This is a genomic window from Paenibacillus peoriae KCTC 3763 (genome assembly GCF_000236805.1).
GTDB classification, from domain to species: domain Bacteria; phylum Bacillota; class Bacilli; order Paenibacillales; family Paenibacillaceae; genus Paenibacillus; species Paenibacillus peoriae.
Genome location: NZ_AGFX01000012.1, coordinates 173,402 through 195,736, shown reverse-complemented (window position 1 = coordinate 195,736; position 22,335 = coordinate 173,402). Strand labels below are relative to the sequence as shown.

Below are 22,335 nucleotides of genomic sequence, written 5' to 3'. Positions count from 1 at the left end.
GCGTTTCTTTTGTAGTAATATAAATTAATCGTAATTATTACAATTAAAATGCGGAATGATGAGAACAGCTTCCGGGAGCCTTGGCAATCATAATTGAAGGAGTCATTAGCGTGAGAGAAAACAGAGTAATCTCGAAACTGCCTTCCAAGGCAGAGCGTCATCGGCTGTTCGGTTCGGTGGACCCTACTCCGGGAGATAAACCCACATTGAAAGAGCATATGTCCGATTTGCAAAATGAGCAGCGTAACTATTTGTTCGACATTGAACAGGTGGGTATCGCCAGAGTAAAGCACCCCATAACTGTGGAGGCGGGTTTAGCTCCTGCTACACAGGTAAGCATCGGAACCTTTAAGCTAACAACCTCGTTGAATCGTGGGGCCAAAGGAATTAACATGAGCCGCCTGACAGAGCACTTGGAGGAGTATCGGCAGCAGGGTGGAACAACGGATTTGGCGCAGCTCGTCCGTTTTGCAAAAGGTCTGACTGCACGGATGAATCAGGAACGGGCTGAGCTGGAGCTTTCGTTCCCGTGGTTCTACGAACGGCGTTCCCCTATGCTGGGGAAAACGGGGCTAAACCATGCTGAGGGGCTAATCCGAATCAGCTATGAGGAAGGACGGGAAAGCCGTGTCGTGGTTGGTCTGACAGTGGCGGTAACAACCTTGTGTCCGTGCTCCAAGGAAATCAGCGAGTATAGCGCCCACAATCAGCGTGGCGTGGTAACGATGGAAGCGCGCATAGATGAACTGGACATGGAACAGGACTGGAAGGTCATGCTGCTGAATGCAGCAGAATCCAATGCCAGCGCTCCGCTGCATCCGATTCTTAAGCGCCCGGACGAGAAGGCGGTAACTGAAAAAGCGTATGAAAATCCGCGTTTTGTCGAGGATATGGTGAGGCTAATTGCCGCTGATTTGGTCGAGCTGAAGGCCGTTCGTGCCTTCACGGTGGAGTGTCGAAATGAAGAATCCATTCATCTGCATGATGCCATAGCGAAAATCTCATATAAAAAACCACGCTCCTGATTCTTCAGGAAGGAAAGCCACAGAACCACGGTGAAAATGGTCGGAATGACGATTTTTATTGTGGTTTTTTATTCTATTTTAGGAATTGAAAATAGTTTTTGTCCAAATTCCGGTCTGAAATGTCCATGGAATCAGGATATTTATTCCATATAATAAGGAGGTGAATCTATTGAAAATGATTATCAATATCAAAGGAGTGATCGAGTTGTCAAAAGCTGTAACTGCTATCTCGCAAAACACCCGTTACCTGGAAAGCCAGGCTGCACGGGAATCCAATGCCAGATCCTACCCTCGGCGTATTCCGATAGCCATCGCCGAAGCAGAAGGCGTCTATGTCAAGGACATGGATGGAAAAAACTATATTGACTGCCTGGCCGGGGCCGGAACTTTGGCACTCGGTCATAACCATCCCGTGGTCTTGGAAGCGATCAGAGAGCTGCTGGATCAAAAACGACCTCTGCATACGCTGGATTTGACCACACCAGTGAAGGAGCAATTTGTAGAAGAGCTATTCGCCAGTCTGCCTCCTGAATTTGCCCGTCAAGCCAAAATCCAATTTTGTGGTCCAACCGGAGGCGATGCGGTGGAAGCCGCGATCAAGCTGGTCAAAACGGCTACGGGGCGCCGAAGCATTTTTTCCTTTCAAGGCGGTTATCATGGTTCGACCCACGCAACGATGAGTCTCAGCGGGACTTTGGGACAAAAAGAGCGGGTGCAGGGCTTAATACCGGATGTTCATTTTATGCCCTATCCCTATGCGTATCGGTGCCCATTTGGAGTAGGTGGAGAGCAGACGCATGCGCTTAGTAGTCGTTATATTGAGAATCTGCTGGATGATCCCGAGAGCGGAATAGTTACGCCATGTGCTTTTATTCTGGAGATAGTTCAAGGGGAAGGCGGCTCCATTCCTGCGCCTGTCGAGTGGATTCGGGAAATTCGCCGCATTACCAAGGAACGGAATATCCCGTTGATTATTGATGAAGTCCAGACCGGACTTGGACGTACAGGCAAGCTGTTTGCTTTTGAGCATGCGGATATTATCCCCGATGTGCTGATCTTGTCCAAAGCGATTGGCGGCAGTCTGCCGCTGTCGGTCGTGATTTATAACGAAGCACTGGATGTATGGAATCCAGGGGCGCATATTGGCACTTTTCGTGGCAATCAGATGGCCATGGCTGCCGGGCTGGCTACGCTGAAATATATAAAGGAGCACCATATACCCGACCATGCTGCAGCCAGAGGCGAACAATTAATGGGCCGCCTGAACATCTTGAAGCAGCAAACAGGCTGCATCGGAGATGTACGCGGCCGGGGGCTTATGATCGGGGTAGAGATTGTAGACGACCGACAACCGGTGGATCATTTGGGACATCATCCGGCCCACAAAAAGCTGGCTGCTCGTATACAACAGGAATGCTTGAAACGTGGACTCATTTTGGAGGTCGGGGGAAGGCATTCTGCCGTAATACGCTTTTTACCGCCGCTGATTGTGACCGAGCGCCACATTGACGACATATTCCTTATTTTCAATGAAGCGGTGCATACAGCCTATGCCGGGTTGCAGCACGAACACGACTAAGCAGGCTGCGGGATGAAAAACCATGCTGTTGCTAATCAATGGAAGGTCGTCATCACGGTGATGCTCGGCACCTTTACGGTTTTGCTGAATAACAGTTCGCTGAATCCGGCGATTCCATCCTTTATTAAGGTGTTCGATACGAACGCTGCTACGGCGAGCTGGCTCATTACCATTTTTCTAATCACGATGGGGATGACCATGCCTTTAACCGGGTATTTGGCGGATCGCTTTGGAAAAAAGAAAATTTACCTGAGTGGACTTGCACTTTTTGTTACAGGCTCCCTACTCGGTTCGATATCAAGGGGGCTTACTGCTGTAATCATTTGTCGTGGACTGCAAGGGATAGCGGGCGGACTGATGATTCCGTTGTCGCTGGCGCTGATTTTTGAAGCCTTTCCCAAGGAGGAACGCGGCAGGGTTACGGGAATATGGGGAATTGCAATTATGGCCGCCCCGATGCTCGGGCCTACAGTTGGAGGAGTCATTCTGTCGCTCAGCAGCTGGCAGGTACTTTTCCTTATGAATGTGCCAACCGGGTTGCTGGGATTGCTGCTGGGAATACGCTACTTGACCGCCACGCGTGGCAATCTGTCTCGCACCTTTGATCGCAGCGGATTTATAACGATCACCTTAGGGGTGGGATTCATTCTGTTTGCGCTGGGCAGGACAACGACGGCGGCAGATATAGTTGACCCGCTGCATATGCTGCTGTTCCTTGCTGGAGCGATTTTGCTGGTGGTGTTTGTACGAATGGAGCTGATCAAGGAACAGCCCTTGCTGAATGTACACATTTTTAAAATACCTACCTACAGCCTCAGCGTGATTGTGGCGAGTGTACAGGCGATTGCGATGTTTGGCAGCATTTTTCTGGTTCCGATGCTGGTTCAACAAGTATATGGCTGTGACGCTATGATGACAGGCCTTGTGTTTTTGCCTTCTGCTATATGCACAGGCTGGTTCGTCACCCTTGCAGGCAAGCAACTGGATCGCAAGGGGCCTAAAGGGATTATCAGCACTGGGCTTATCCTTACGTGTGCGGCTACGGCGATGCTCGGTATGCTCCAGCTCCATTCACCGCTCTGGGTTATTTTTGTCCTTATGATACTGCGGGGAGCTGGATTGGGCTTGTCCAATATGCCTGCCACCACCGCCGGATTGAATGCGATTCCCGATAAGCTTGTAGCTCAAGGCTCGGCGATGAATAATGTAATGCGCAGACTGACCTCCTCGCTTGGAATGGTTGTCATTTCGATTTATTTTGAGGTTCGCAAGGCTCAACTGATGGTAGCGGGCTATTCGGTGGAAACGGGGACGCTGCAAGCGATCCGGGAAGGCTTTATTGGAATGAGCATACTCATTTTACTCACGATTCCCGCCGCTTTTTTCCTCAAGCCACCCGCATTCCTTCCTGAAAAAGAAGCGCGTCGTACATCCCGTGATACCTCGGAAGTGAAAGCACCTGCGTCTGCACCTAAAGCTTGAACAGGAAGGGAGAGAATAAATACATGCTGACACAATCAAAGGAGGCTTCCGCTGCCGCTGAAGAACGATCCAAGAGCAGAATATGGGCGGAACAAGCGACACTGCGAGCCTTGGTTAACAGCTATCTGCGGGAAACGCAGCAATTTGACCCGAGAGCGGATGCGGTGACACAGGATATGAGGGTGATTCTGCCACGGACCGGGCGACAGGTCAGAGGTACGCTGCTTCATTTTTCTGCGACCGGACAACATGTGTATGGGAGAGAATGGTACGAGGCGGAGGAAGAAGGAGCCGGCAGACTGCTTGAGATGGATGAGATCATACAATGGCTGCTGGACGAGCTGGGCTACCACGCCAATCCCGAGCAGCGGGAAGCAGAGCAGCAAAAGATGAAGCAGCGTATTCGCAACAGTTTGCACAAAATGACGCTTTTTATAGGCAAGCATCTGAAGCTTGCAAGCGAGAGCAGAACCGAATCCTCAAGTAAAGAAGCTCGTCTGACGTATGTACGCTCGGAACAGTCTTTGCTGATCGGGCATCCCTTTCATCCTTTTCCGAAAAGCACGGAGGGTTTTGCCGATGATGAGCTTCCATTATACAGTCCCGAGATGAGCGCGGTGTTTCAGTTGTATTATTTTGCGGTTCATAAGGATAACGTACAGGAGGAATGGATTGGTGAAGAGTATCGCAGGGACGCCATCGACCCGTCTGTGCGGCTCCATGCTCAGCACCAATGGGGAGAGGAACTGAAACACTATTGTATGTTGCCAATGCATCCTTGGCAGGCCAAGCATGTGTTGCGGCAACCGTATATTCAAAGCCTGATACGACAGCGGCAGCTGATTCCTATGGGAGCGCTGGGTCCTGCTTTTTATCCGACTTCTTCAATACGAACAGTATGGAATGTAGAAACCGGAAATGGCTACAAGCTGCCGTTGCATGTCCGAATTACGAATCTGGTGCGCGATAATACGCAGGAACAGGCTCGGCGTACCTTGGATGCTGCGAAGGTCATCCATGATCTTTCAGCCGAATGGTCATCCCATATCCAATCCGAAGCCTTCAAGGTGCTGACAGAAACGGGCTATAGCCGTGTATGCTTCAAGCCGAATAACGAGACAGAATGGGCGGGAAGTTCGGATGCAAAATATGATGCCGGACAGGAGTCTGGTCCAGTGGCGCTAGAAGAAGGAGCAGCAGCGGTTCACGAGTTGGGGCAGCTGTCGGACCAGTTTACAGTTCTCTACCGTCCGATGGACTTGAACGCTGAATCAACCTATGTCATGGCTTCCTTGCTGGAGCCGCTGCCGGGCGAACAGGAACCACGGCTGATTGGAGTGATTCGGGACCATTCTTCGAGTAACGCTGGAGAGCAGCCGAACCTGTCAGCTTGGCTGGAACGGTATCTCCACATATCCATGGTCCCCATGCTGCGTTTGCTTGCGGTGAAAGGGATCGCCTTCGAAGCCCATGTGCAAAATTCGCTTCTGTCCCTTCAGGACGGATGGCCGGAATGCTACTATGTACGTGATTTGGAGGGTGTGAGTATTGTGCGTGAACAGGCCGAGGAAGCCGGGTGGGTCGGTTCACTGATCTCTGAGGATAGTCCTGTCTTATATGGTGCAGAAGAGCCGTGGCTGCGTACCCGCTATTATTTTTTTGTGAATCACTTGGGTGCTTTGATTCATGCTCTTGCGGTTCATCAACAGCATAGTGAGCAGGAGTATTGGGGAGTGGTCCGCAAGGTGTTGGAGCAATTACAGGAACAACTAGAAGCACGGGATGAAGTGCAAGTACAGCAGGAGCGGGAAACAGACTCGAAGCAAGATTCAGACGCTCGTGTACGTCTAGCCGCCTATATCCAGGATTTATTGACTAATCCTGCACTGCCCGCCAAAGCCAATTTTATAAGCTGCTTTCAATCCAGAGGGGATACACCTTCGTTTATCCCGATTCCTAATCCAATTCAGATTCGTGAGGTGACTTCATGACGATAACGAACATTCCCGGAACTAACAATTCTGGAACTAACAATTCAGAAAACTTGTCCACAAGCAATCTTTCTGCAACATCCTCTGGCACCGCTTCGACCACTCAGCGCTTTATTCAAGCGCTTCGCTCAGATACCTTTACACAGGTGGAGCAACGCATCATCCGACAACTGATTCAGGCATTGTTATATGAAGAAATTTTGCCTTATGACACTTGCGGCGATGCTGTGGAAGATGGCTGCCAGCATTATATATTATACGGCAAGGACACTACAGGGCAGCCCGTTCAATACCGCGCTGCCGGAAAACGAATGCACAGCTTTGGGCGCATTCAGCTGGCTCGTGTTCCGGTCATACGGTTGGGGACGGACGAAGGTGAAACGACGGCCACGCTGGCTGAATTTGCGAACGAAGTCCTCAGCGCTGCACAGCAGGGAGAGCGACTTCAACGCTTTATAGAAGAGCTGGAGCAAACTTTGCTCAAGGATGTACAGGCGCAAAGTTATTTGACAGCGCCATCTCTCGCAGATGATCAGCGTCGATATGATGAGCTGGAAGGCAATTTGGGAGACGGCCATCCGTATCATCCATGCTATAAATCCAGAATTGGATTCACGCTGACAGATAATGAGCTGTATGGTCCGGAGTTCAAGCAGCTGATCCGTCCACTGTGGCTAGCCATTGCCAAAAGCCACAGTCTGGCGGGACAATCGCAGGCGATTGATGATGAAGCATTTATTCGCCAGGAGCTGGGAGAAGGCGAGTTTGCACGCTTCCAAGCCTTGTTGACCAGCTACGGTCAGCAACCAGAGGCTTATCGGCTCATGCCTGTACATCCGTGGCAGTGGCAACAGGTCATTTTGCCCCGGTTCCATCAAGAGCTGGCGGATCAGCAGATCATATGGCTCGGTGAAGCAAGCGATGTATATCAGGCGCAGCAGTCGATCCGCACATTGTCCAACCGAACGACACCGGAGCGCGCTTATGTGAAGCTGTCGCTTAGTATTACGAACACCTCGACCAGCCGGATCATGGCTGGACATACCGTGCTGAACGGGGCGCTTATCACGGACTGGCTGCACAGGCTGCTGGAGCACGATGAATATGCCGCTCAACAGGGATTTTTTGTTTTGCGTGAGGTTTTGGGTATCACATTTGACTACGAGCAGTTGCCCGAATACCGTCAGGCAAAAACGTACGGCTCGCTGGGCACGGTGTGGCGGGAAAGCATTCACGGCTATTTGCAGCCGGATGAGGACGCGATCCCTTTTAACGGATTATGTTATGTGCAAAAGAACGGGGTTCCGCTCATTGATCCATGGATACAGCAATTCGGGGTAGAGGATTGGACCCGCCGGGTGCTGGAGGCGACCATATCGCCGCTTATTCATATGCTGTATGCGCATGGGATTGGTATGGAATCTCACGGTCAGAATATAATTTTGCTTCACCGTAATGGACAGCCGACGCGGGTGGCACTTAAAGATTTTCATGATGGCGTCCGGTTTTCCGTGAACCATCTGACGGAGCCGGATCAATGTCCCGATCTTCATCCTGAGCCGCCAAGTCATGCCCGCATTAACCGCAATTCGTTTATTAAAACGAGTAATCCGGAGGATGTGCGCGACTTTACTTACGACGCTTTTTTCTTTATTGCAGCCGCCGAGTTGGCGATGTTCCTTGCCGAGCATTATCAACTGGACGAGCAGCGATTTTGGCAGATGTCTGCGCAGGTTATTCATAATTATCAGCGCCAGCATCCTCAGCATGAGGAACGGTTCCGTCTGTTTGACTTGTTTGCCCCGACCGTACAGATTGAAGAATTGATGAAAAGACGTTTGCTCGGGGATGAGGATCTTCACTTCAAGCCAGGGATCAATCCGTTGTATGCACACCGGGAGTCCATATGCTAACGATCAATCGGTTTCAGGAGAAGCTACGCAAAGGGCAAGAGGTATTCGGCCTGATTGCCTCCATCCCGGCGGCGCTTACAGTCGAAATGATCGGACATGCCGGATATGACTTTGTCATCATTGATATGGAGCATGTCATGATCAATCCCGAGACTGTAGAGCATATGATCCGTGCTGCGGAAGCCGCACAAATCACGCCTCTGGTGCGTGTACCCGAGGTCGATGCGAAGGTCATATTACGGGTGCTGGACAGCGGAGCACAGGGGATCGTCGTTCCGCATGTGGAGAGCAGGGAGCAGATGGAGGAACTGGTGCAGGCTGCAAAATATAGCCCGGAGGGCAAGCGAAGCCTGAACAGTGGCAGGCCTGCCGCATTTGGCAAAGGAAATTTGGTGGACTACATGAAGCAGGCCAATGATCAGATCATGCTGGTGCCGATGATTGAGAGCGAACTGGGCGTGGAGCGTATTACAGATATTTTATCCGTACCAGGCCTTGGCATGGTGCTGGAAGGAGCCGCAGATTTATCGCAATCATACGGTGTGCCATGGCAGACCGATGCGGCGATTGTGCGGGAGGGTCTACAGCGGGTCTTTGAAGCTTCGCGGGAAGCGAAGGTTCCGTACTGTGCCATTCCACGAAAGGCTGGGGAATACGGTGCATGGATAGAACAAGGGGTTCATGCCTTCGTGCTGGGTGATGAGCGGGGAATTGCTTTTCGCGCCTTGCAAGCAAGAAGGTCTGACCTATACTAGTTCTCAACATAAAGGAGGATGAACATGAGTCAGCTTGTTACAGCATGGTCTGGAGGGCAGGTCGTTTCGTATGTGGAAAAGCTTATTCAGCAAAAGTGGGAACGAGAGCAGCAACCCGTATGCGCCTATATCTATGACCTGGACGCACTGAGGGAACGGGCACAACGTTGTGTGAGCAGCTTGCCTGATGATTGCAGTTTATTTTACGCGGTCAAAGCCAATCCCGATCCTCAATTGATCGCCAGCCTGCTTCCCATTGTGAAGGGCTTTGAAGCGGCATCGATTGGAGAAATTCGCACGATCCGTGAAGTATCAGCCGACGTACCGATTATATTTGGTGGTCCGGGGAAAAAGGACGCTGAAATCGAGGAAGCGCTAGAGCGGAATGTGCTGCTGATTCATGCCGAAAGCTTGCACGAGTTGCAGCGTATCGGCTGGATTGCAGAACGCAGACAGCAGCACGTATCTATTTTGCTGCGTGTTAATTTGCGACGTGCTTTGCCAGAGGCGAGCATCACGATGTCTGGTCGGCCTACTCAATTTGGTATAGACGAAATTCAAGTGCCGGAAGCAATCCGACTTGTTCAAAGCCTGCCGTTTGTGCAGCTGGAGGGTTTTCATATGCATTCCCTCTCCAATAATCTGGATGCCCGGCTGCACGCCCGTATGGTAGCTACGTATTTGCAATGCGTGCAGACCTGGATTCAGGAGCATGAGCTATCCATCCGCTATCTGAATGCAGGCGGCGGCTTCGGCATTTCGTATACCGATCTGGAGCGCAGGTTCGAATGGAATGATTTTATGGAGGAATTGCGGCAAGTGTGGGAGGACTACCGAATTCCCGGCATCCAGCTGATTTTTGAATCCGGGCGCTACATCGTAGCGCACTGCGGGTATTATGCCGCAGAAGTGATCGATCTCAAAACCAATCATGATCAGCATTACGCCATTATTCGCGGGGGAACCCACCACTTTCGTTTGCCGGTGTCGTGGCAGCATAATCAGCCGTTTGAGGTAATTGCTGTTGACGATTGGCCATATCCCTTCCCGCGAACCGAGCGGCGACAGACAGCGGTGACGATTGCAGGCGAGCTCTGTACCCCCAAGGACGTGCTTGCACACGAGGTGCATGTAGAGCACTTGCGGATCGGAGACGTTTTGCTGTTCCACATTGCCGGGGCCTACGGCTGGACGATTTCGCATCATGATTTCCTCGGCCATCCCCATCCGCGTTTCTACTATATAAACCGAACTTGAGAGTTACCTATAATGCCACTGCGTAGCCGGAGAGTGTGCTTCCCATTGCCACTGTCCCGGAGGCTATTAAGGTGATCAAAGCAGCACAAACATGAAGAAGGAGGAATGATCCGTATGAAGTCCACATTAAGTACGACCTCTGTGCTTTCATCCGAAGAAGCAACGCGTCTGTACAGACAAAAGCAGGCTGAAAGCCATGTTATGCAGGATCTTGTAAATACACTGCTGGCAGAAGGGTTTTGGGAGCATGCCGATGTTGAGCTGTTGTCTGTCCCGCAATGGCAAAACGACTATGCTAGCGTTCAGTCTGAATTAGGCGGCTTGTTTTCTTTTAGGGAGAATGAAGCTGCTGACTCCAATAGGGATACGGCTGCAAATGGCGGCCCGATTAGCCTTTACCGCTGGTGGGTGGATCGGGAGCAGCAGCACAGTATCCTATTCCCTGTACACGCTGCGGTGGTTCAGCCCTATCGCTACCTGCGGTCAGGTGGAGTGTACGAAATTCAGCGGCAGCCAGAGGGGGAAGAATTCCATGCCACATGGCTTCATCCGGTGACGCTGATGCAGCGTGTAATTGAGGAATGTCTGGACGAGGAGTATCGTCGCCAGGAAGGAGTGGGGCGGTTTGTCCAGCTACTGGAGCAGACAATTCAACAAACCGCATGGTCGCTGGATAGTGGACTGGCGGATGACAATATTCTGGGGATATCGCCCGCTGAGGCTTTTCAACGTCTGGAACAGTATTCCTCGTTGCGTGATCGCCCTTTTCACCCCGTATCCAAGGCTAAAACAGGCTTGAACGAGCAGGACTATCGAAAATATATTGCTGAATTCGGACAGGATATCACGCTAAGCTGGGTAGCACTTCGCAAGGACGCGATTATGACCGGAGTGGGCATCACACAGGGGCCTCATTTTACGGACACAGAAACAGAAGCAACAGCAGCCGAAGCTGAAGCGAACATGCAACGTTCATACGCTGGACAACAGCCTGACGATCTTCTTCTGTCCAGCTCCGCACGTCAACTGGTAGAGCAGGAGATGCAGGAACGCGGACTGTCTGCGGATTATATCGCGATACCTGTTCATCCGTGGCAGCTCACGCATATGCTGCCCCAGCATCTGCACGCCGAGCAGGCAGACAACGTGTGGATTCCGCTGGATGTAAAGGCTGGAGCCTTTCAGGCGACCTCGTCTGTACGCTCCTTGTCTCCGAAGGATGGCGGTCCTAATTATGTGAAGCTGCCCTTGAGTGTGTTTTCACTGGGAGCATCCCGTTATTTGCCTGCTGTGAAGCTGATTAACGGGGATCGCGGACAAGCCTTATTGCAGCAAGCCAAAGCACGTGACCCGCAGCTTCAGGAGCGCTTGTTTTTATGTGATGAAGGCTCCTGGTGGGCTTATATGCCGCAAAATGGCAGCCTGTATGACGATCCACCCCGGCACTTGGCGGCGATGGAGCGGATATATCCGCACGAATTAATCCATGATCCTGCCGTTCGCCTCATTCCCATGTCTGCATTGGCTGCAAGGCAGCATTATTTTTTCCGGGAATGGGCTGCTGAACGCGGGCTTCCTGACACGGCAGCTTCGGTAAAACAGCTATTCGGTGAAGTATGCCTGACGTTTTTTGAAATCATGTTGCGTCTGTACCGCATCGGGCTCATGCCTGAGATCCATGGACAAAACTGTGTGCTGGTTTGGAAAAACGGAAAGATCGAACACATTTTGCTGCGCGACCATGACTCTGTTCGTCTGCATCTACCCTGGCTGACAGAGCATGGGATTGCCGATCCTGAATACCAAATCCGACCTGGCTATTCCAATAGCCTGTACAATGAAACACCAAAGAAATTGCTATTCTACCTGCAAACGCTGGGCATTCAAGTCAATCTGTATGCGATTATAGATACACTTTCAGATATTTATGGCATAGACGAACCGTCCCTGTGGTCTGTATTAAGGCAACAATTGGAGGACGCCATTCACCGCGTGCCCTTCAAGGCTGACGTTCGCCGGGAAATCAAGCAAATGATATTTGAAAATCCGGAGTGGCCGCTCAAGCTGCTGGTTAAACCTTTGCTGGAGCAATCTGGTGTACCTGGCAGTATGCCGTCTGGTCAAAGCCGTATACAGAACCCGTTTTATCATTTGAAAATGGCTCATTCTAAAAATTTAGATCCTTTATAAGCTTGAGCGCAATTCCATTTTGCAAAATCCGACTCAGTCTATATATAATGAAAAGAGTTCTCATAGAATTGAGAATCATGATCGATATATAGAAAGGCTGAGAGCCATGAATACGCAGGATCAATCCTTTACTTCATTTCTTTATAAACTGCAAGATATTCAGCATGTGTGCTCTGGTCGCTCTTCCTCCCGGCAAGAAACGTCTTTTCATACGTTGTTATTATTCAATGAAGGGGAAGGGGATATCGTCATTGATGGAATGACATATCCTCTTTACCGTCAAAAGGGCTTTATGCTCGCTCCTGGCGCAGTCATGAAACTCCATCTGTTGTCCAGCGCTCCGGTAGACTATTATGTCATCCGTTTTCTGGCATTACAGCCGTCGGGGGAGCTGGACTGTTACATACCTGCAGAGGCCATAGGGCCACAAGAATGGAACATTCCCCACTTCCGTTTTGTGATGGACAGGGTCGAGGAAATCAAGAAGAAGCATCATTGTGATCGGATATGGGACCAAATGAAGGCCAATATTTTATTTCAGGAAATGCTGATGTCATTGTTTCAGCATGCGAGCCGGGATCAGAAGCCGGACGTGCAGCAGGCGGTGACCTTGACACTCCACTACATGGAGCAGCATTACGCTTCCGATATCACGCGGGACAAGCTGGCAGAGCTGGCAGGAATGAGTGCTGATTATTATTCGCGTATGTTCAAAAAAATGACCGGCAAAAGCCCGATGGAATATTTGACAGACATTCGTATGAATCACGCGAAGCAAGCGCTGGTGCTCACTCGTGATTCTTTTCGCACAATTGCTCACGGTGTCGGCTTTAGCGATGAGTTCTATTTTAGCCGTAAATTTAAAGCCGCCACGGGACGCTCCCCCTCAGCCTACGTCAATACGATTCGATATACGGATAAAATCGCTTCGCTCAAGCATCTGTTAACCGGACATTTGATTGCGCTAGGCATAGAGCCGTATGCGGCGGTGATTAACAAGGCTTACCCTGTCACCGAAGGCTTTTGCAACACGATATCAGTTGGTGAGGTTCAGCCCGATCTGGAAAAGCTGATGTCGGCCCGGCCTGAGCTGATTTTAACCTGTGAATTCAGGGATTTTGAGAAATCAAAAAAGGAAAAAATGTATGAGCAGATTGCGCCCACCGTCACCGTACCCTTTTTCCAAAGCTGGCGTACTCATTTTCAGTCGATTGCCCGTATTGTCGGCAAGGATGCGGAAGCGGTGGAATGGCTGGAGCGATATGAAACAAAAGCAGAACGGATTTCCCGAAAGGTCAGACAAAAGCTCGGTGGGGAGAGCGTGCTGATCGTTGGGGTGGGGAACCAGAAGATGTGTGTGTATGGACAGCGGAATGTGGGATCGGTTTTGTATGGAGACTTGAAGCTGGCGATGCCTGCGGGGGTCGAGAATATCGCCCATTACCGTGAGGTAACGGTGAGTGAACTGAGTGAATTTGATGCAGACCGCATCCTGCTGACGTGTTATCGCCATTATGGCAACGCCTGTGAAGAACAAATGATTCAGCAGGAGTGTCTGGCTCTGTGGCGCTCTCCCGAATGGCAGCAGCTAAAGGCGGTACGGAATGGGGCCGTACACCAAATGTGTGATAGCAGGCACCTGTATACATGCTATACTTCGTTGTCTCACGATCTGTTATTGGACAAATCGTTAGAGCTGCTGTTGTCTGATTCGTCCAAATAAAGGACGTTAACGTCCATGGTCATGATAAGACCCCTCTTTATAATTAATAATGAGAATGAATATCATTATTGGCGATCTAAATAGGGGGAATAGAGAAATGTTTCGAGCATCAAGTAAAGGGAGTATATGGGTTGCACTCATGGTTGTATTCCTGCTTTTATCAGGCTGCGGTGCTGGAGGTGCGGGTACGAATGGCGGTGGAGCGCCAGAAGCTGCCTCAACTGACTCCGTACGCACCATCGAGCATGTCTTGGGTAAAACCGAAATTAAGGGTACACCCAAGCGGGTCGTAACGCTGTATAACGGAGCCAACGATGTTATGATCGCCTATGGTATAAAGCCTGTGGGGATTGTGGAGGCGAGTGGAAACGAGCCGGTGTATGATTATTTGAAAAAGGATCTCGAAGGGATTCCGACAGTTGGTCTGGAGACACAGCCGAATATGGAGGAAATCTATAAGCTGAAGCCGGATGTCATCATTGCAACCAAATTCCGTAACGAAGCGACGTACCAGCAATTGTCGGAAATCGCACCTACGGTTGCCGTTGATCAGCTATATGAGTGGAAAGATACGGTGAAGCTGATCGGACAAGTGTTGAATCAGGAGGACAAGGGAGCACAGTTGCTCGCGGATTGGGATCAGCGTGTAGCGGACTTTAAAAAGAAAATGGGTGATCGCCTGCCGATCAAGGCATCCATCGTTAATTTCCGGGCAGACCATGCGCGTATTTATTATATGGGTTTCGCAGGACAGATCCTGAAGGAGCTGGGTTTCACCCGCCCTCCTGAGCAAGAAGGGGACAAATGGGGAATCAAAGTCAATAGCAAGGAAAGCATACCTGACATGAATGCAGATACGTTGTTCGTGTTTAACTCGGGTAAGGATCAGGCTGCGATTGAAAAAAATTATGAGGCCTGGACAAACCATCCTTTGTGGAAAAACCTTGATGCATACAAGAAAAAGAGCATTTTCAAGGTTAATGAAGTGAATTGGAATCTGGCCGGTGGCTATTTAAGCGCAAATCTGATGCTGGATGATCTTTATACATTGTATGATCTGAAATTATAAATAAATATCATAAAGCAAGCCGGAAATACAGCAGAGGGGTGAGGGGGCTATATCTCTCATCCTTCTTTTGTGTTGTACATTGCTGCTGAAAGAGTGAGGATATGCAACGATGCTAACGACGATAGTAAGAAAATGGACTGGACTTGGTGTATGCCTGATGCTGCTCGCGGGCGCCTTGTTCCTTGGACTGCTGTTGGGCAGAACGCTGATTCCACCGCAATTTATGATATCTTCTCTGCTGAATTATGATGCTCAAAATGTAGAGCATGTGCTGATACATACCGAACGTTTGCCACGCACAATCATTGCTGCTGTTGTAGGCGCGGGCTTGGCGATGGCAGGAGCCTTCATGCAGGCGCTGACTCGCAATCCGTTGGCTTCGCCCAGCACGTTCGGTATTAATGCGGGTGCTTTGTTCTTCGTCTCTATCGCTGCGGTCGTGTTTGCGGTCGGGTCTATGATGTCTCTGATGGGCTTTGCCTTGATCGGAGCAGGACTGGCGGCTGTGCTGGTATATGTCATCGGATCATTAGGCCGGGATGGTTTGACGCCGATCAAGATTGTATTGTCCGGCTCTGCCATTCACGCCTTGTTTATGTCGATGATCCAGATTATTTTGGTGATGAATGAAACGGGGATGCAAAATGTGTTGTTCTGGATGGCTGGCTCTGTCAGCGGACGTTCGCTGGAGATGCTGCAGCCTTTATTTCCTTTTATGCTGGTGGCGGGGATCTCGGCAATGTTTATGGGTAGAGCGGTGAACCTACTTGTGACCGGGGAAGATGTAGCGAAGGGCTTGGGACAAAATACCTTATGGGTAAAATGCGCCATGGGCCTCATTATTGTGGTGCTGGCTGGATGCTCTGTTGCGATTGCGGGGGCGATTGGCTTTGTCGGTCTGATCATTCCGCATGTGGCGCGTGCTTTGGTTGGTGCGGATTACCGCTGGATTACCCCTTTTTCGGCGGTATTGGGTGCTTTGTTATTGGTGTCGGCCGATACTGCCGCCAGAGTGCTGATTTCACCGCAGGAAATTCCGATCGGCGTGATTACGGCTTTGATCGGGGTTCCCTTTTTCATTTACATTGCCCGTAAAGGGGGGGCGTGGAAATGAAGCGTATGAAGGTGAAGCATGGTGTCGGCACAGGTAGGTTGAACAAGAAGCGTTATGTAACGCTGCGGAGCAGGAACGGCCAATTTCATATCCAGTTGGAAAAGAAAGTGTTATGGATGATGGGTGGTTTGGCCTTGGCGCTTCTGATCATGGGTGTAATCAGTGTGGGCTGGGGGGATACGTATGTACATCCTTGGGAAGTGCTTCGAGCGATATGGGGACGCAGTTCAGGCGAACATGACTTTATTTTGTACAGACTGCGGTTCCCGCGAGCGGTTACGGGAGTACTGGTTGGCGCGGCTTTGGGTATCGCGGGAGCGGTGCTTCAGGGCATTATTCGCAATCCGCTGGCATCTCCGGATATCCTGGGTATTACAGGCGGGGCATCTGCTGCAGCAGTGACATTCATTGCTTATGGAGGAGCTGTTTTGAGCTTCCAATGGCTGCCTGTGGCGGCTGTAGCTGGCGCACTGGTCGTATCGCTACTGGTGTACGTGCTGGCCTGGAAGGACGGCGTAACACCAATCCGGTTGGTGTTGGTAGGGATTGGCTTGGCATCTGCTATGAGTTCGATTACGACGCTGATGTTGGTTATGAGCTCGTCCTTTACAGCCGGCAAGGCTTATATTTGGCTGACGGGCAGCGTGTATGGAGCGTCGTGGAACAACGTATATACGATGTTGATCGCCATCGGAGTCTGTACACCTCTGGTTCTCTATTTTGCACGCAGTCTCAACACACAGGAGCTGGGGGATGATGTAGCGACTGGGCTGGGCGTAGAGGTGCAGCGGCACCGTGTGATACTGCTGCTGCTCAGTGTGATTCTCGCCGGAACTGCGGTAGCAGTCGCGGGAGCGATTGGCTTTGTCGGACTAATTGCGCCACATATTGCACGTCGATTGGTAGGCCGCTCTATGGGCGGATTGACGCTGGTGTCAGCACTGGTAGGGGGATTGCTGGTGTATCTCGCTGATTTGCTGGCCCGCACGGCCTTTTATCCTATTGATGTTCCCGCAGGCATTTTTACAGCTGGCGTAGGGGCACCGTTTTTTCTGTATTTGCTGCTTCAGCGACGGAATCGGCGCTAAAGTCAGAGCTGGAATGCCTTTGAACACTTTTAGGTGCATCCTAATGAAATGGAATATACAAGTGAACTCGTAAAAAGTACACAAAAACGGAGTAGGCGGAATGGTGCTGTACAAGCGAAGCACCATTCGACTGCGTAGTGACGCAATAGGTAACACTTCAATAGGTAACACTTCAATAAGTAACGCTTAGATTCACGGTTTATATAGAATGACTTCACGATATGGGAGGGAAGCTGCATGGGTTTAGAGATGAAGGACCTGATGATTAACTATGGGACAGATCCGGTTATTCAAGAGCTGGACCTGCAAATCCCGGAGGGAAAGATTACGGTGCTGGTAGGCAGTAATGGCTGTGGAAAATCGACGATTTTACGTGCTATGGCACGGCTGTTAAAGCCTGCAGCGGGAGCGGTGCTGCTGGATGGGCAGGAGATTGCTGAGCTCCCCACCAAGCAGATTGCCAAAAGGCTGTCCATTTTGCCGCAGGGACCCTCGGCCCCGGAAGGGCTAACGGTATATCAGTTGGTCAAGCAGGGCAGATATCCGCATCAGAGCTGGCTCAAACAGTGGTCGGTAGAGGATGAGGAGCAGGTGCAAAACGCGCTGCGGGCAACGCAATTGGAGGCCTTTGCGGACCGTCCGGTGGATTCTTTATCCGGTGGGCAGCGTCAGCGTGTATGGATTTCCATGACTTTGGCGCAGGGGACGGACATGATTTTATTGGATGAACCGACGACTTATTTGGACATGACACATCAAATTGAGATTTTGGACCTGCTGTTTGATCTGAATGAACGCGAAGGACGGACCATTGTTATGGTGCTGCATGATCTGAATTTGGCCTGTCGTTATGCACACCATATGGTTGCAGTACATGATAAGCGTATTTATGCGCAGGGAAAGCCGGAAGAAATCATGACCTCAGAGACGGTAGAAACGGTATTCCAGCTGCGCTGCCAAGTCATTCCTGATCCGTTATACGGTACGCCAATGTTTATTCCGCATGGAAAGGGGAGGAAGGTGGATGCCGTACGGCAAAACGTTTTCGTTTGAGCCTGCGGAGTGGTCGTATCTCACGGACAAACTGCGAATCAGCAGCGATGTACGAGCACCCATCGGCCGATACGATCTACCCGCTGCAGATCTGCTGGATGCCTCTTCATGTACGATGTATCTGGATCGCCTGTCAGAACTGCATGATTTTTCTTCACGTAAGGTGGCGGCCTCTGTTTTGGCGAAGCGATACGGTTTTTTGATCGTATCCCCGGCTCTGTATGCGATGTCTGTATATAACAAGACGCTGGGAGTCGGGATGGCCGATTGTGCGATCCGCTCTGATTTTGTCAAAGATATATGGCTTCCAAGGCTGCATTTGAATAGACTACGGGTTACGGAATATGGTGTGGAATATGGCGGCGGTGAAACGGAACATGGGGACAGGGACAACGGTGATACAGCCCAGCATCAGCGTCAGCGTCATGCTTGGCGTGATTACGTCATTGGGCAGGTATTTGCAGAGCATTTGGCCCCGATATGGCGCTCGGTTTCTGCTGTTGCCTCCATTCCGAGAACGGTATTATGGGAAAACACCGCCATCTATGTCTATGCGCTGTATGAGAACCGCATCCGGCAGGAGGTGAATGGCGGGGATCGGCTGCGGATAGAAGAGGATTTTAAATACTTGATCTGTGAAGCACCGGCTCATTTGTTTGGTGAACGACACAACCCGCTGGCTCGGTATGCGGGCTCTGCTCGTACACAGCGTACCCCAATAACCTCAGCATCCACCGCATCTATAGATACGGTGAAAGCAGTACGTGTGCGCAAAACCTGCTGTTATTTTTATCAGATGAAGGACAAGGGCAGCTATTGCCCTACCTGTCCCAAAATACATGGTACGAGCTAAGCAGGAACTATGATCCCGAAAGGAGCTGACTTGCATGTTTCGGATTCAACCTCGTGTTGAGGGTGTAACGAAGGAGCTACTGGAGCTTTATCAGCATATTAGTGCTTCCACGATAGGGCATTTTACGGATTTTGGCTGTATGCAGGGAGCGCAGCCATTATTTCGTCCTATTCGTTTGTTGGGGAATGCGGTTACGGTGAGGCTCCCCCATCTGGATTCCACCGCTATCCGTCATGCACTGGAATTCGCACAAGCGGGTGATGTGCTTGTCGTCGATATGTCTGGAGACGATGCCAGAGCGTGCTGGGGGGAATTCAGAGCCTATGTAGCGCTGAAAAAACAACTGGCAGGAGTGATTGTTTCCGGCTGTGTCACGGATGTTAGCGTGCTGAATCAACTGCAATTTCCCGTCTTTTCAAAAGGAATTAGCGCTTTGACTACACGTACCTTGGAACTGGAGGGAGAGGTGAATACACCGATAAGCCTGTTTGGAGTTAGTGTACATCCGGGTGACCTCGTATTGGGCGATGACGATGGCGTATTTGTGGTGAAGCCGGAGGAAGCATGGGAACTGGGGGTAAAAGCTATGGAAAAACAGCGTAAGGAGGAGCTTACCCGCAAGCAGTATGGATATGATCAGCTTTTGAACGCCAGGCTGAACAGGTAAACATTCTACCCTTGCTGTGTTCATGTAACACCGTATCGCAGCCCCGCTAATACACCTTCGTGTTCGCTTATCTCAAAGAAACACCATTGGAGAGGGAAGCATGATCTTTGAAGGGGGTGACCTATTATGATCGGTGGTGGAGCCTTTGTTAAAGAGGATATACCCGAAGCGTTTTATCGACCAGACGAGGACATTGAAGTGATTTACCTGCCCCAAGGCTGTACTGGAAAAGGTTCTTATGACCTGACCCGGCACGGCCTTATTATATTTTAAGCTAATATATTCGTTTTGCAGTTAGTAAAAATTAAATTTATTTTTGATTATTTTTGTATTTCATATTTTCAAATTGAAACAAAAGTGTTATAGTCTCCGTAAGCAAAAATAAACACTATAATAAAGCAATTCAAAACTAAACAGAACTTGGAGGTCTTTTTCCTATGGTACAAAGTCTGTGGAATTCTTCACAAGCATCTGAGCAAAAAAATACGCTGGAACAGCTCGTATACCGTTCTAACCTTATTGGTACGGATAGAAGCGTGTGCAACTGGGGGGGTGGCAATACTTCGGCCAAAACAACGATACAGGATTTCCGCGGGCGTGAAGTGGAAGTGATGTACGTCAAGGGCAGCGGTTCCGATCTCGCAACAATGAAAGCGCATAACTTTACAGGGCTTCGTATGGAGGATATCCGTCCTTTGTTTGAGCGGGAAGATATGTCTGACGAGGATATGGTTGCTTATCTGGCGAATTGTATGATAGATGCCAAGCATCCGCGTGCCTCGATTGAGACGCTATTGCATGCTTTTTTGCCTTTTAGACATGTGGATCATACACACCCGGACGCGATTATCAGCTTGTGCTGTGCGCACAACGGCAAGGAAATCGCAAAGGAAATTTTCGGTGACCGCTTTGTATGGGTGCCTTATATCCGACCTGGTTTTAAACTGTCCCAAATGATTGCTCAAGGTGTACTGGATCATCCTCAAGCCGAATTGGTATTGATGGAAAAGCACGGTCTGGTGACATGGGGAGATACGTCCGAAGCGGCGTATGCGAAAACGATCGAAATCATTCAGGAAGCAGAAAGCTATATTAAAGCACGTCAAGAGGCAAAACAGTCGTTTGGCGGCGCAAAATATAAAGCGCTTACTTCAGAGGAGCGCCGCAGCATTGCGTCTCAGGTCATGCCAGCCGTCCGGGGGGCGGTCAGTGATGAGAGAAAGATGATCCTCACCTTTGACGATGCAGAGGACGTGCTGGAGTTTGTGAACGGCCAGGAAGCTGCTGCTTTATCCCAGGTCGGGGCAGCGTGTCCGGATCATCTGGTTCATACCAAGATGAAGCCGCTTTTTGTGGATTGGACGCCGGATGTGGAAGATGCAGAGGGCTTGAAAAGCAAGCTTGCGGAGGCCATAGCAGCCTACAAGGAGCAATACCAAGCCTATTTTGAACGCAATCGTCATGAGGGTGACGTGAGGTTTGAGGCTGCGCCACGTGTGATTTTGATTCCGGGTGTTGGGATGATCAATACAGGAAAAAGCTGGAGCAATGCGCAGGTGAGCGGTGCCTTGTATCATCGTGCGATCGCTGTTATGCGGGGTGCAACTGCGTTGGGGCAGTTTGTGTCGCTCAGTGAAAACGAATCGTATAACGTAGAATACTGGCCCCTGGAACTTTATAAGCTGTCACTCGCGCCGGCAGAAGCTGAATTTTCACGTAAAATCGCACTTATTACGGGCGGAGCAGGTGGAATTGGCAGTGCAACCGCACGCCGTTTGGTGGAGGAAGGCGCGCATGTCGTACTGGCAGACCTGAATCTGGAAGGTGCGCAAAAGGTGGCCGCAGAGATCAATAGCAGCTACGGAGAAAACCGTGCTATTGCCGTAAAAATGGATGTAACGCAGGAGGATCAGATCCAGGCCGCCTACGCAGAAACGGCATTGACCTATGGCGGTGTTGATATCATCGTCAACAATGCAGGTCTCGCCACCTCCAGTCCCTTCGATGAAACGTCGCTAAAGGAATGGAATTTAAATGTGAACGTGCTGGGCACGGGTTATTTTCTGGTCGCGCGCGAAGCGTTCAAGCTGATGAAGGAACAGACACTTGGCGGCAGCATGGTGTTCGTCGGCTCTAAAAACTCGGTCTACGCAGGTAAAAATGTAACGGCCTACAGCTCGGTCAAGGCGCTGGAGGCGCATCTGGCCCGTTGTATTGCCGCAGAAGGCGGCGAATACGGCATCCGTGTAAACACGATTTTGCCGGATGCGATTCTGCAAGGCTCGGCGATCTGGAACTCCAACTGGCGCAATGAGCGTGCCGCCGCCTATGGTATTGAGCCAGATCAATTGGAGGAGCATTACCGCAAGCGGACGACACTGCTGGTCAATATCTATCCGCACGATATCGCGGAAGGCATAGCCTTTTTCGCCTCATCCAAGGCGGAAAAAACGACAGGCTGCATGCTGACCATCGACGGCGGTGTACCCGCAGCCTTTACACGCTAGGAAGCCAAGAGAGGTAAATACACACACTAACACTTTAAAATACAAGTGACTTTATGGGTGGTCAGCAGC

At 50.4% G+C, this 22,335-nt stretch carries 17 protein-coding genes; all 17 read left to right on the top strand.

Translation table 11 applies throughout. The features are described 5' to 3' along the window. Positions 1-110: 110 nt before the first annotated feature. The 17 genes from folE2 to KQI_RS0107235 all read left to right on the top strand — a co-directional run bounded on the left by folE2 (position 111) and on the right by KQI_RS0107235 (position 22,266). Complete coding sequence (folE2, locus tag KQI_RS0107315) at positions 111-1,025, top strand: GTP cyclohydrolase FolE2 (protein ID WP_010346110.1); 915 nt, start codon at positions 111-113, stop codon at positions 1,023-1,025. Positions 1,026-1,200: 175 nt separating this feature from the next. Continuing rightward, a complete protein-coding gene (locus KQI_RS0107310; RefSeq protein ID WP_169314551.1) occupies positions 1,201-2,604 on the top strand; it encodes an aspartate aminotransferase family protein in 1,404 nt (467 codons plus the stop codon). 12 nt (positions 2,605-2,616) lie between these two features. Beyond that, positions 2,617-4,086, top strand: coding sequence for an MDR family MFS transporter (locus KQI_RS0107305; RefSeq protein WP_010346108.1), 1,470 nt, complete (start codon positions 2,617-2,619; stop codon positions 4,084-4,086). A 23-nt stretch (positions 4,087-4,109) separates the two neighbouring features. Then, positions 4,110-6,077 carry an IucA/IucC family protein gene (locus tag KQI_RS0107300; protein WP_010346107.1) on the top strand — a complete coding sequence of 656 codons (1,968 nt, stop codon included), beginning with the start codon at positions 4,110-4,112 and terminating at the stop codon, positions 6,075-6,077. After that, a complete protein-coding gene (locus tag KQI_RS0107295) occupies positions 6,074-7,990 on the top strand; it encodes an IucA/IucC family protein (protein WP_010346105.1) in 1,917 nt (638 codons plus the stop codon). The genes KQI_RS0107300 and KQI_RS0107295 overlap by 4 nt, the downstream gene beginning before the upstream one ends. After that, positions 7,984-8,745 (top strand): HpcH/HpaI aldolase family protein, encoded by a 762-nt coding sequence (locus KQI_RS0107290; RefSeq protein ID WP_010346103.1) that lies wholly within the window; start codon positions 7,984-7,986, stop codon positions 8,743-8,745. The genes KQI_RS0107295 and KQI_RS0107290 overlap by 7 nt, the downstream gene beginning before the upstream one ends. 24 nt (positions 8,746-8,769) lie before the next feature. Then, the gene (locus tag KQI_RS0107285; protein WP_010346101.1) at positions 8,770-10,002 is read left to right on the top strand and encodes a type III PLP-dependent enzyme; all 1,233 of its coding nucleotides are present in this window, start codon (positions 8,770-8,772) and stop codon (positions 10,000-10,002) included. Positions 10,003-10,116: 114 nt separating this feature from the next. Further along, on the top strand, positions 10,117-12,192 hold the full coding sequence (locus KQI_RS0107280) for an IucA/IucC family protein (protein WP_010346100.1): 2,076 nt from the start codon (positions 10,117-10,119) through the stop codon (positions 12,190-12,192). 106 nt (positions 12,193-12,298) lie between these two features. Next, the gene (locus KQI_RS0107275) at positions 12,299-13,915 is read left to right on the top strand and encodes an AraC family transcriptional regulator (protein ID WP_010346099.1); all 1,617 of its coding nucleotides are present in this window, start codon (positions 12,299-12,301) and stop codon (positions 13,913-13,915) included. A 97-nt stretch (positions 13,916-14,012) separates the two neighbouring features. Beyond that, a complete protein-coding gene (locus KQI_RS0107270; RefSeq protein ID WP_010346098.1) occupies positions 14,013-14,984 on the top strand; it encodes an ABC transporter substrate-binding protein in 972 nt (323 codons plus the stop codon). A gap of 109 nt (positions 14,985-15,093) precedes the next feature. Next, complete coding sequence (locus KQI_RS0107265) at positions 15,094-16,098, top strand: FecCD family ABC transporter permease (RefSeq protein WP_029390058.1); 1,005 nt, start codon at positions 15,094-15,096, stop codon at positions 16,096-16,098. Continuing rightward, positions 16,095-17,186, top strand: coding sequence for a FecCD family ABC transporter permease (locus KQI_RS0107260; protein ID WP_010346096.1), 1,092 nt, complete (start codon positions 16,095-16,097; stop codon positions 17,184-17,186). Before KQI_RS0107265 ends, KQI_RS0107260 begins: the two co-directional genes overlap by 4 nt. Positions 17,187-17,423: 237 nt before the next feature. Continuing rightward, positions 17,424-18,239, top strand: a complete 816-nt coding sequence (locus KQI_RS0107255; protein WP_010346094.1) for an ABC transporter ATP-binding protein — start codon at positions 17,424-17,426, stop codon at positions 18,237-18,239. Beyond that, entirely contained in the window at positions 18,211-19,092 is an 882-nt protein-coding gene (locus KQI_RS0107250) for an IucA/IucC family C-terminal-domain containing protein (protein WP_010346093.1), read from the top strand. The genes KQI_RS0107255 and KQI_RS0107250 overlap by 29 nt, the downstream gene beginning before the upstream one ends. 34 nt (positions 19,093-19,126) lie before the next feature. After that, the gene (locus tag KQI_RS0107245) at positions 19,127-19,759 is read left to right on the top strand and encodes an RraA family protein (protein WP_010346092.1); all 633 of its coding nucleotides are present in this window, start codon (positions 19,127-19,129) and stop codon (positions 19,757-19,759) included. 126 nt (positions 19,760-19,885) lie between these two features. Next, a complete protein-coding gene (locus KQI_RS28755; RefSeq protein WP_010346090.1) occupies positions 19,886-20,032 on the top strand; it encodes a hypothetical protein in 147 nt (48 codons plus the stop codon). A gap of 164 nt (positions 20,033-20,196) precedes the next feature. After that, positions 20,197-22,266: a bifunctional rhamnulose-1-phosphate aldolase/short-chain dehydrogenase gene (locus KQI_RS0107235; RefSeq protein WP_010346089.1), complete on the top strand. Its 2,070-nt coding sequence runs from the start codon at positions 20,197-20,199 to the stop codon at positions 22,264-22,266. The last annotated feature ends 69 nt before the right edge of the window (positions 22,267-22,335 follow it).

Excerpts from the sequence above, each read along its gene's own strand:
- KQI_RS0107290 (WP_010346103.1), top strand. The coding sequence starts at position 7,984 with ATGCTAACGATCAATCGGTTTCAGGAGAAGCTACGCAAAGGGCAAGAG.
- KQI_RS0107285 (WP_010346101.1), top strand. The coding sequence starts at position 8,770 with ATGAGTCAGCTTGTTACAGCATGGTCTGGAGGGCAGGTCGTTTCGTAT.
- KQI_RS0107295 (WP_010346105.1), top strand. The coding sequence starts at position 6,074 with ATGACGATAACGAACATTCCCGGAACTAACAATTCTGGAACTAACAAT.
- KQI_RS0107305 (WP_010346108.1), top strand. The coding sequence starts at position 2,617 with ATGAAAAACCATGCTGTTGCTAATCAATGGAAGGTCGTCATCACGGTG.
- KQI_RS0107260 (WP_010346096.1), top strand. The coding sequence starts at position 16,095 with ATGAAGCGTATGAAGGTGAAGCATGGTGTCGGCACAGGTAGGTTGAAC.
- KQI_RS0107255 (WP_010346094.1), top strand. The coding sequence starts at position 17,424 with ATGGGTTTAGAGATGAAGGACCTGATGATTAACTATGGGACAGATCCG.
- KQI_RS0107250 (WP_010346093.1), top strand. The coding sequence starts at position 18,211 with ATGCCGTACGGCAAAACGTTTTCGTTTGAGCCTGCGGAGTGGTCGTAT.
- KQI_RS0107235 (WP_010346089.1), top strand. The coding sequence starts at position 20,197 with ATGGTACAAAGTCTGTGGAATTCTTCACAAGCATCTGAGCAAAAAAAT.
- KQI_RS0107300 (WP_010346107.1), top strand. The coding sequence starts at position 4,110 with ATGCTGACACAATCAAAGGAGGCTTCCGCTGCCGCTGAAGAACGATCC.
- KQI_RS0107265 (WP_029390058.1), top strand. The coding sequence starts at position 15,094 with ATGCTAACGACGATAGTAAGAAAATGGACTGGACTTGGTGTATGCCTG.
- KQI_RS0107245 (WP_010346092.1), top strand. The coding sequence starts at position 19,127 with ATGTTTCGGATTCAACCTCGTGTTGAGGGTGTAACGAAGGAGCTACTG.
- KQI_RS0107275 (WP_010346099.1), top strand. The coding sequence starts at position 12,299 with ATGAATACGCAGGATCAATCCTTTACTTCATTTCTTTATAAACTGCAA.
- KQI_RS0107310 (WP_169314551.1), top strand. The coding sequence starts at position 1,201 with ATGATTATCAATATCAAAGGAGTGATCGAGTTGTCAAAAGCTGTAACT.
- KQI_RS0107270 (WP_010346098.1), top strand. The coding sequence starts at position 14,013 with ATGTTTCGAGCATCAAGTAAAGGGAGTATATGGGTTGCACTCATGGTT.
- KQI_RS28755 (WP_010346090.1), top strand. The coding sequence starts at position 19,886 with ATGATCGGTGGTGGAGCCTTTGTTAAAGAGGATATACCCGAAGCGTTT.
- KQI_RS0107280 (WP_010346100.1), top strand. The coding sequence starts at position 10,117 with ATGAAGTCCACATTAAGTACGACCTCTGTGCTTTCATCCGAAGAAGCA.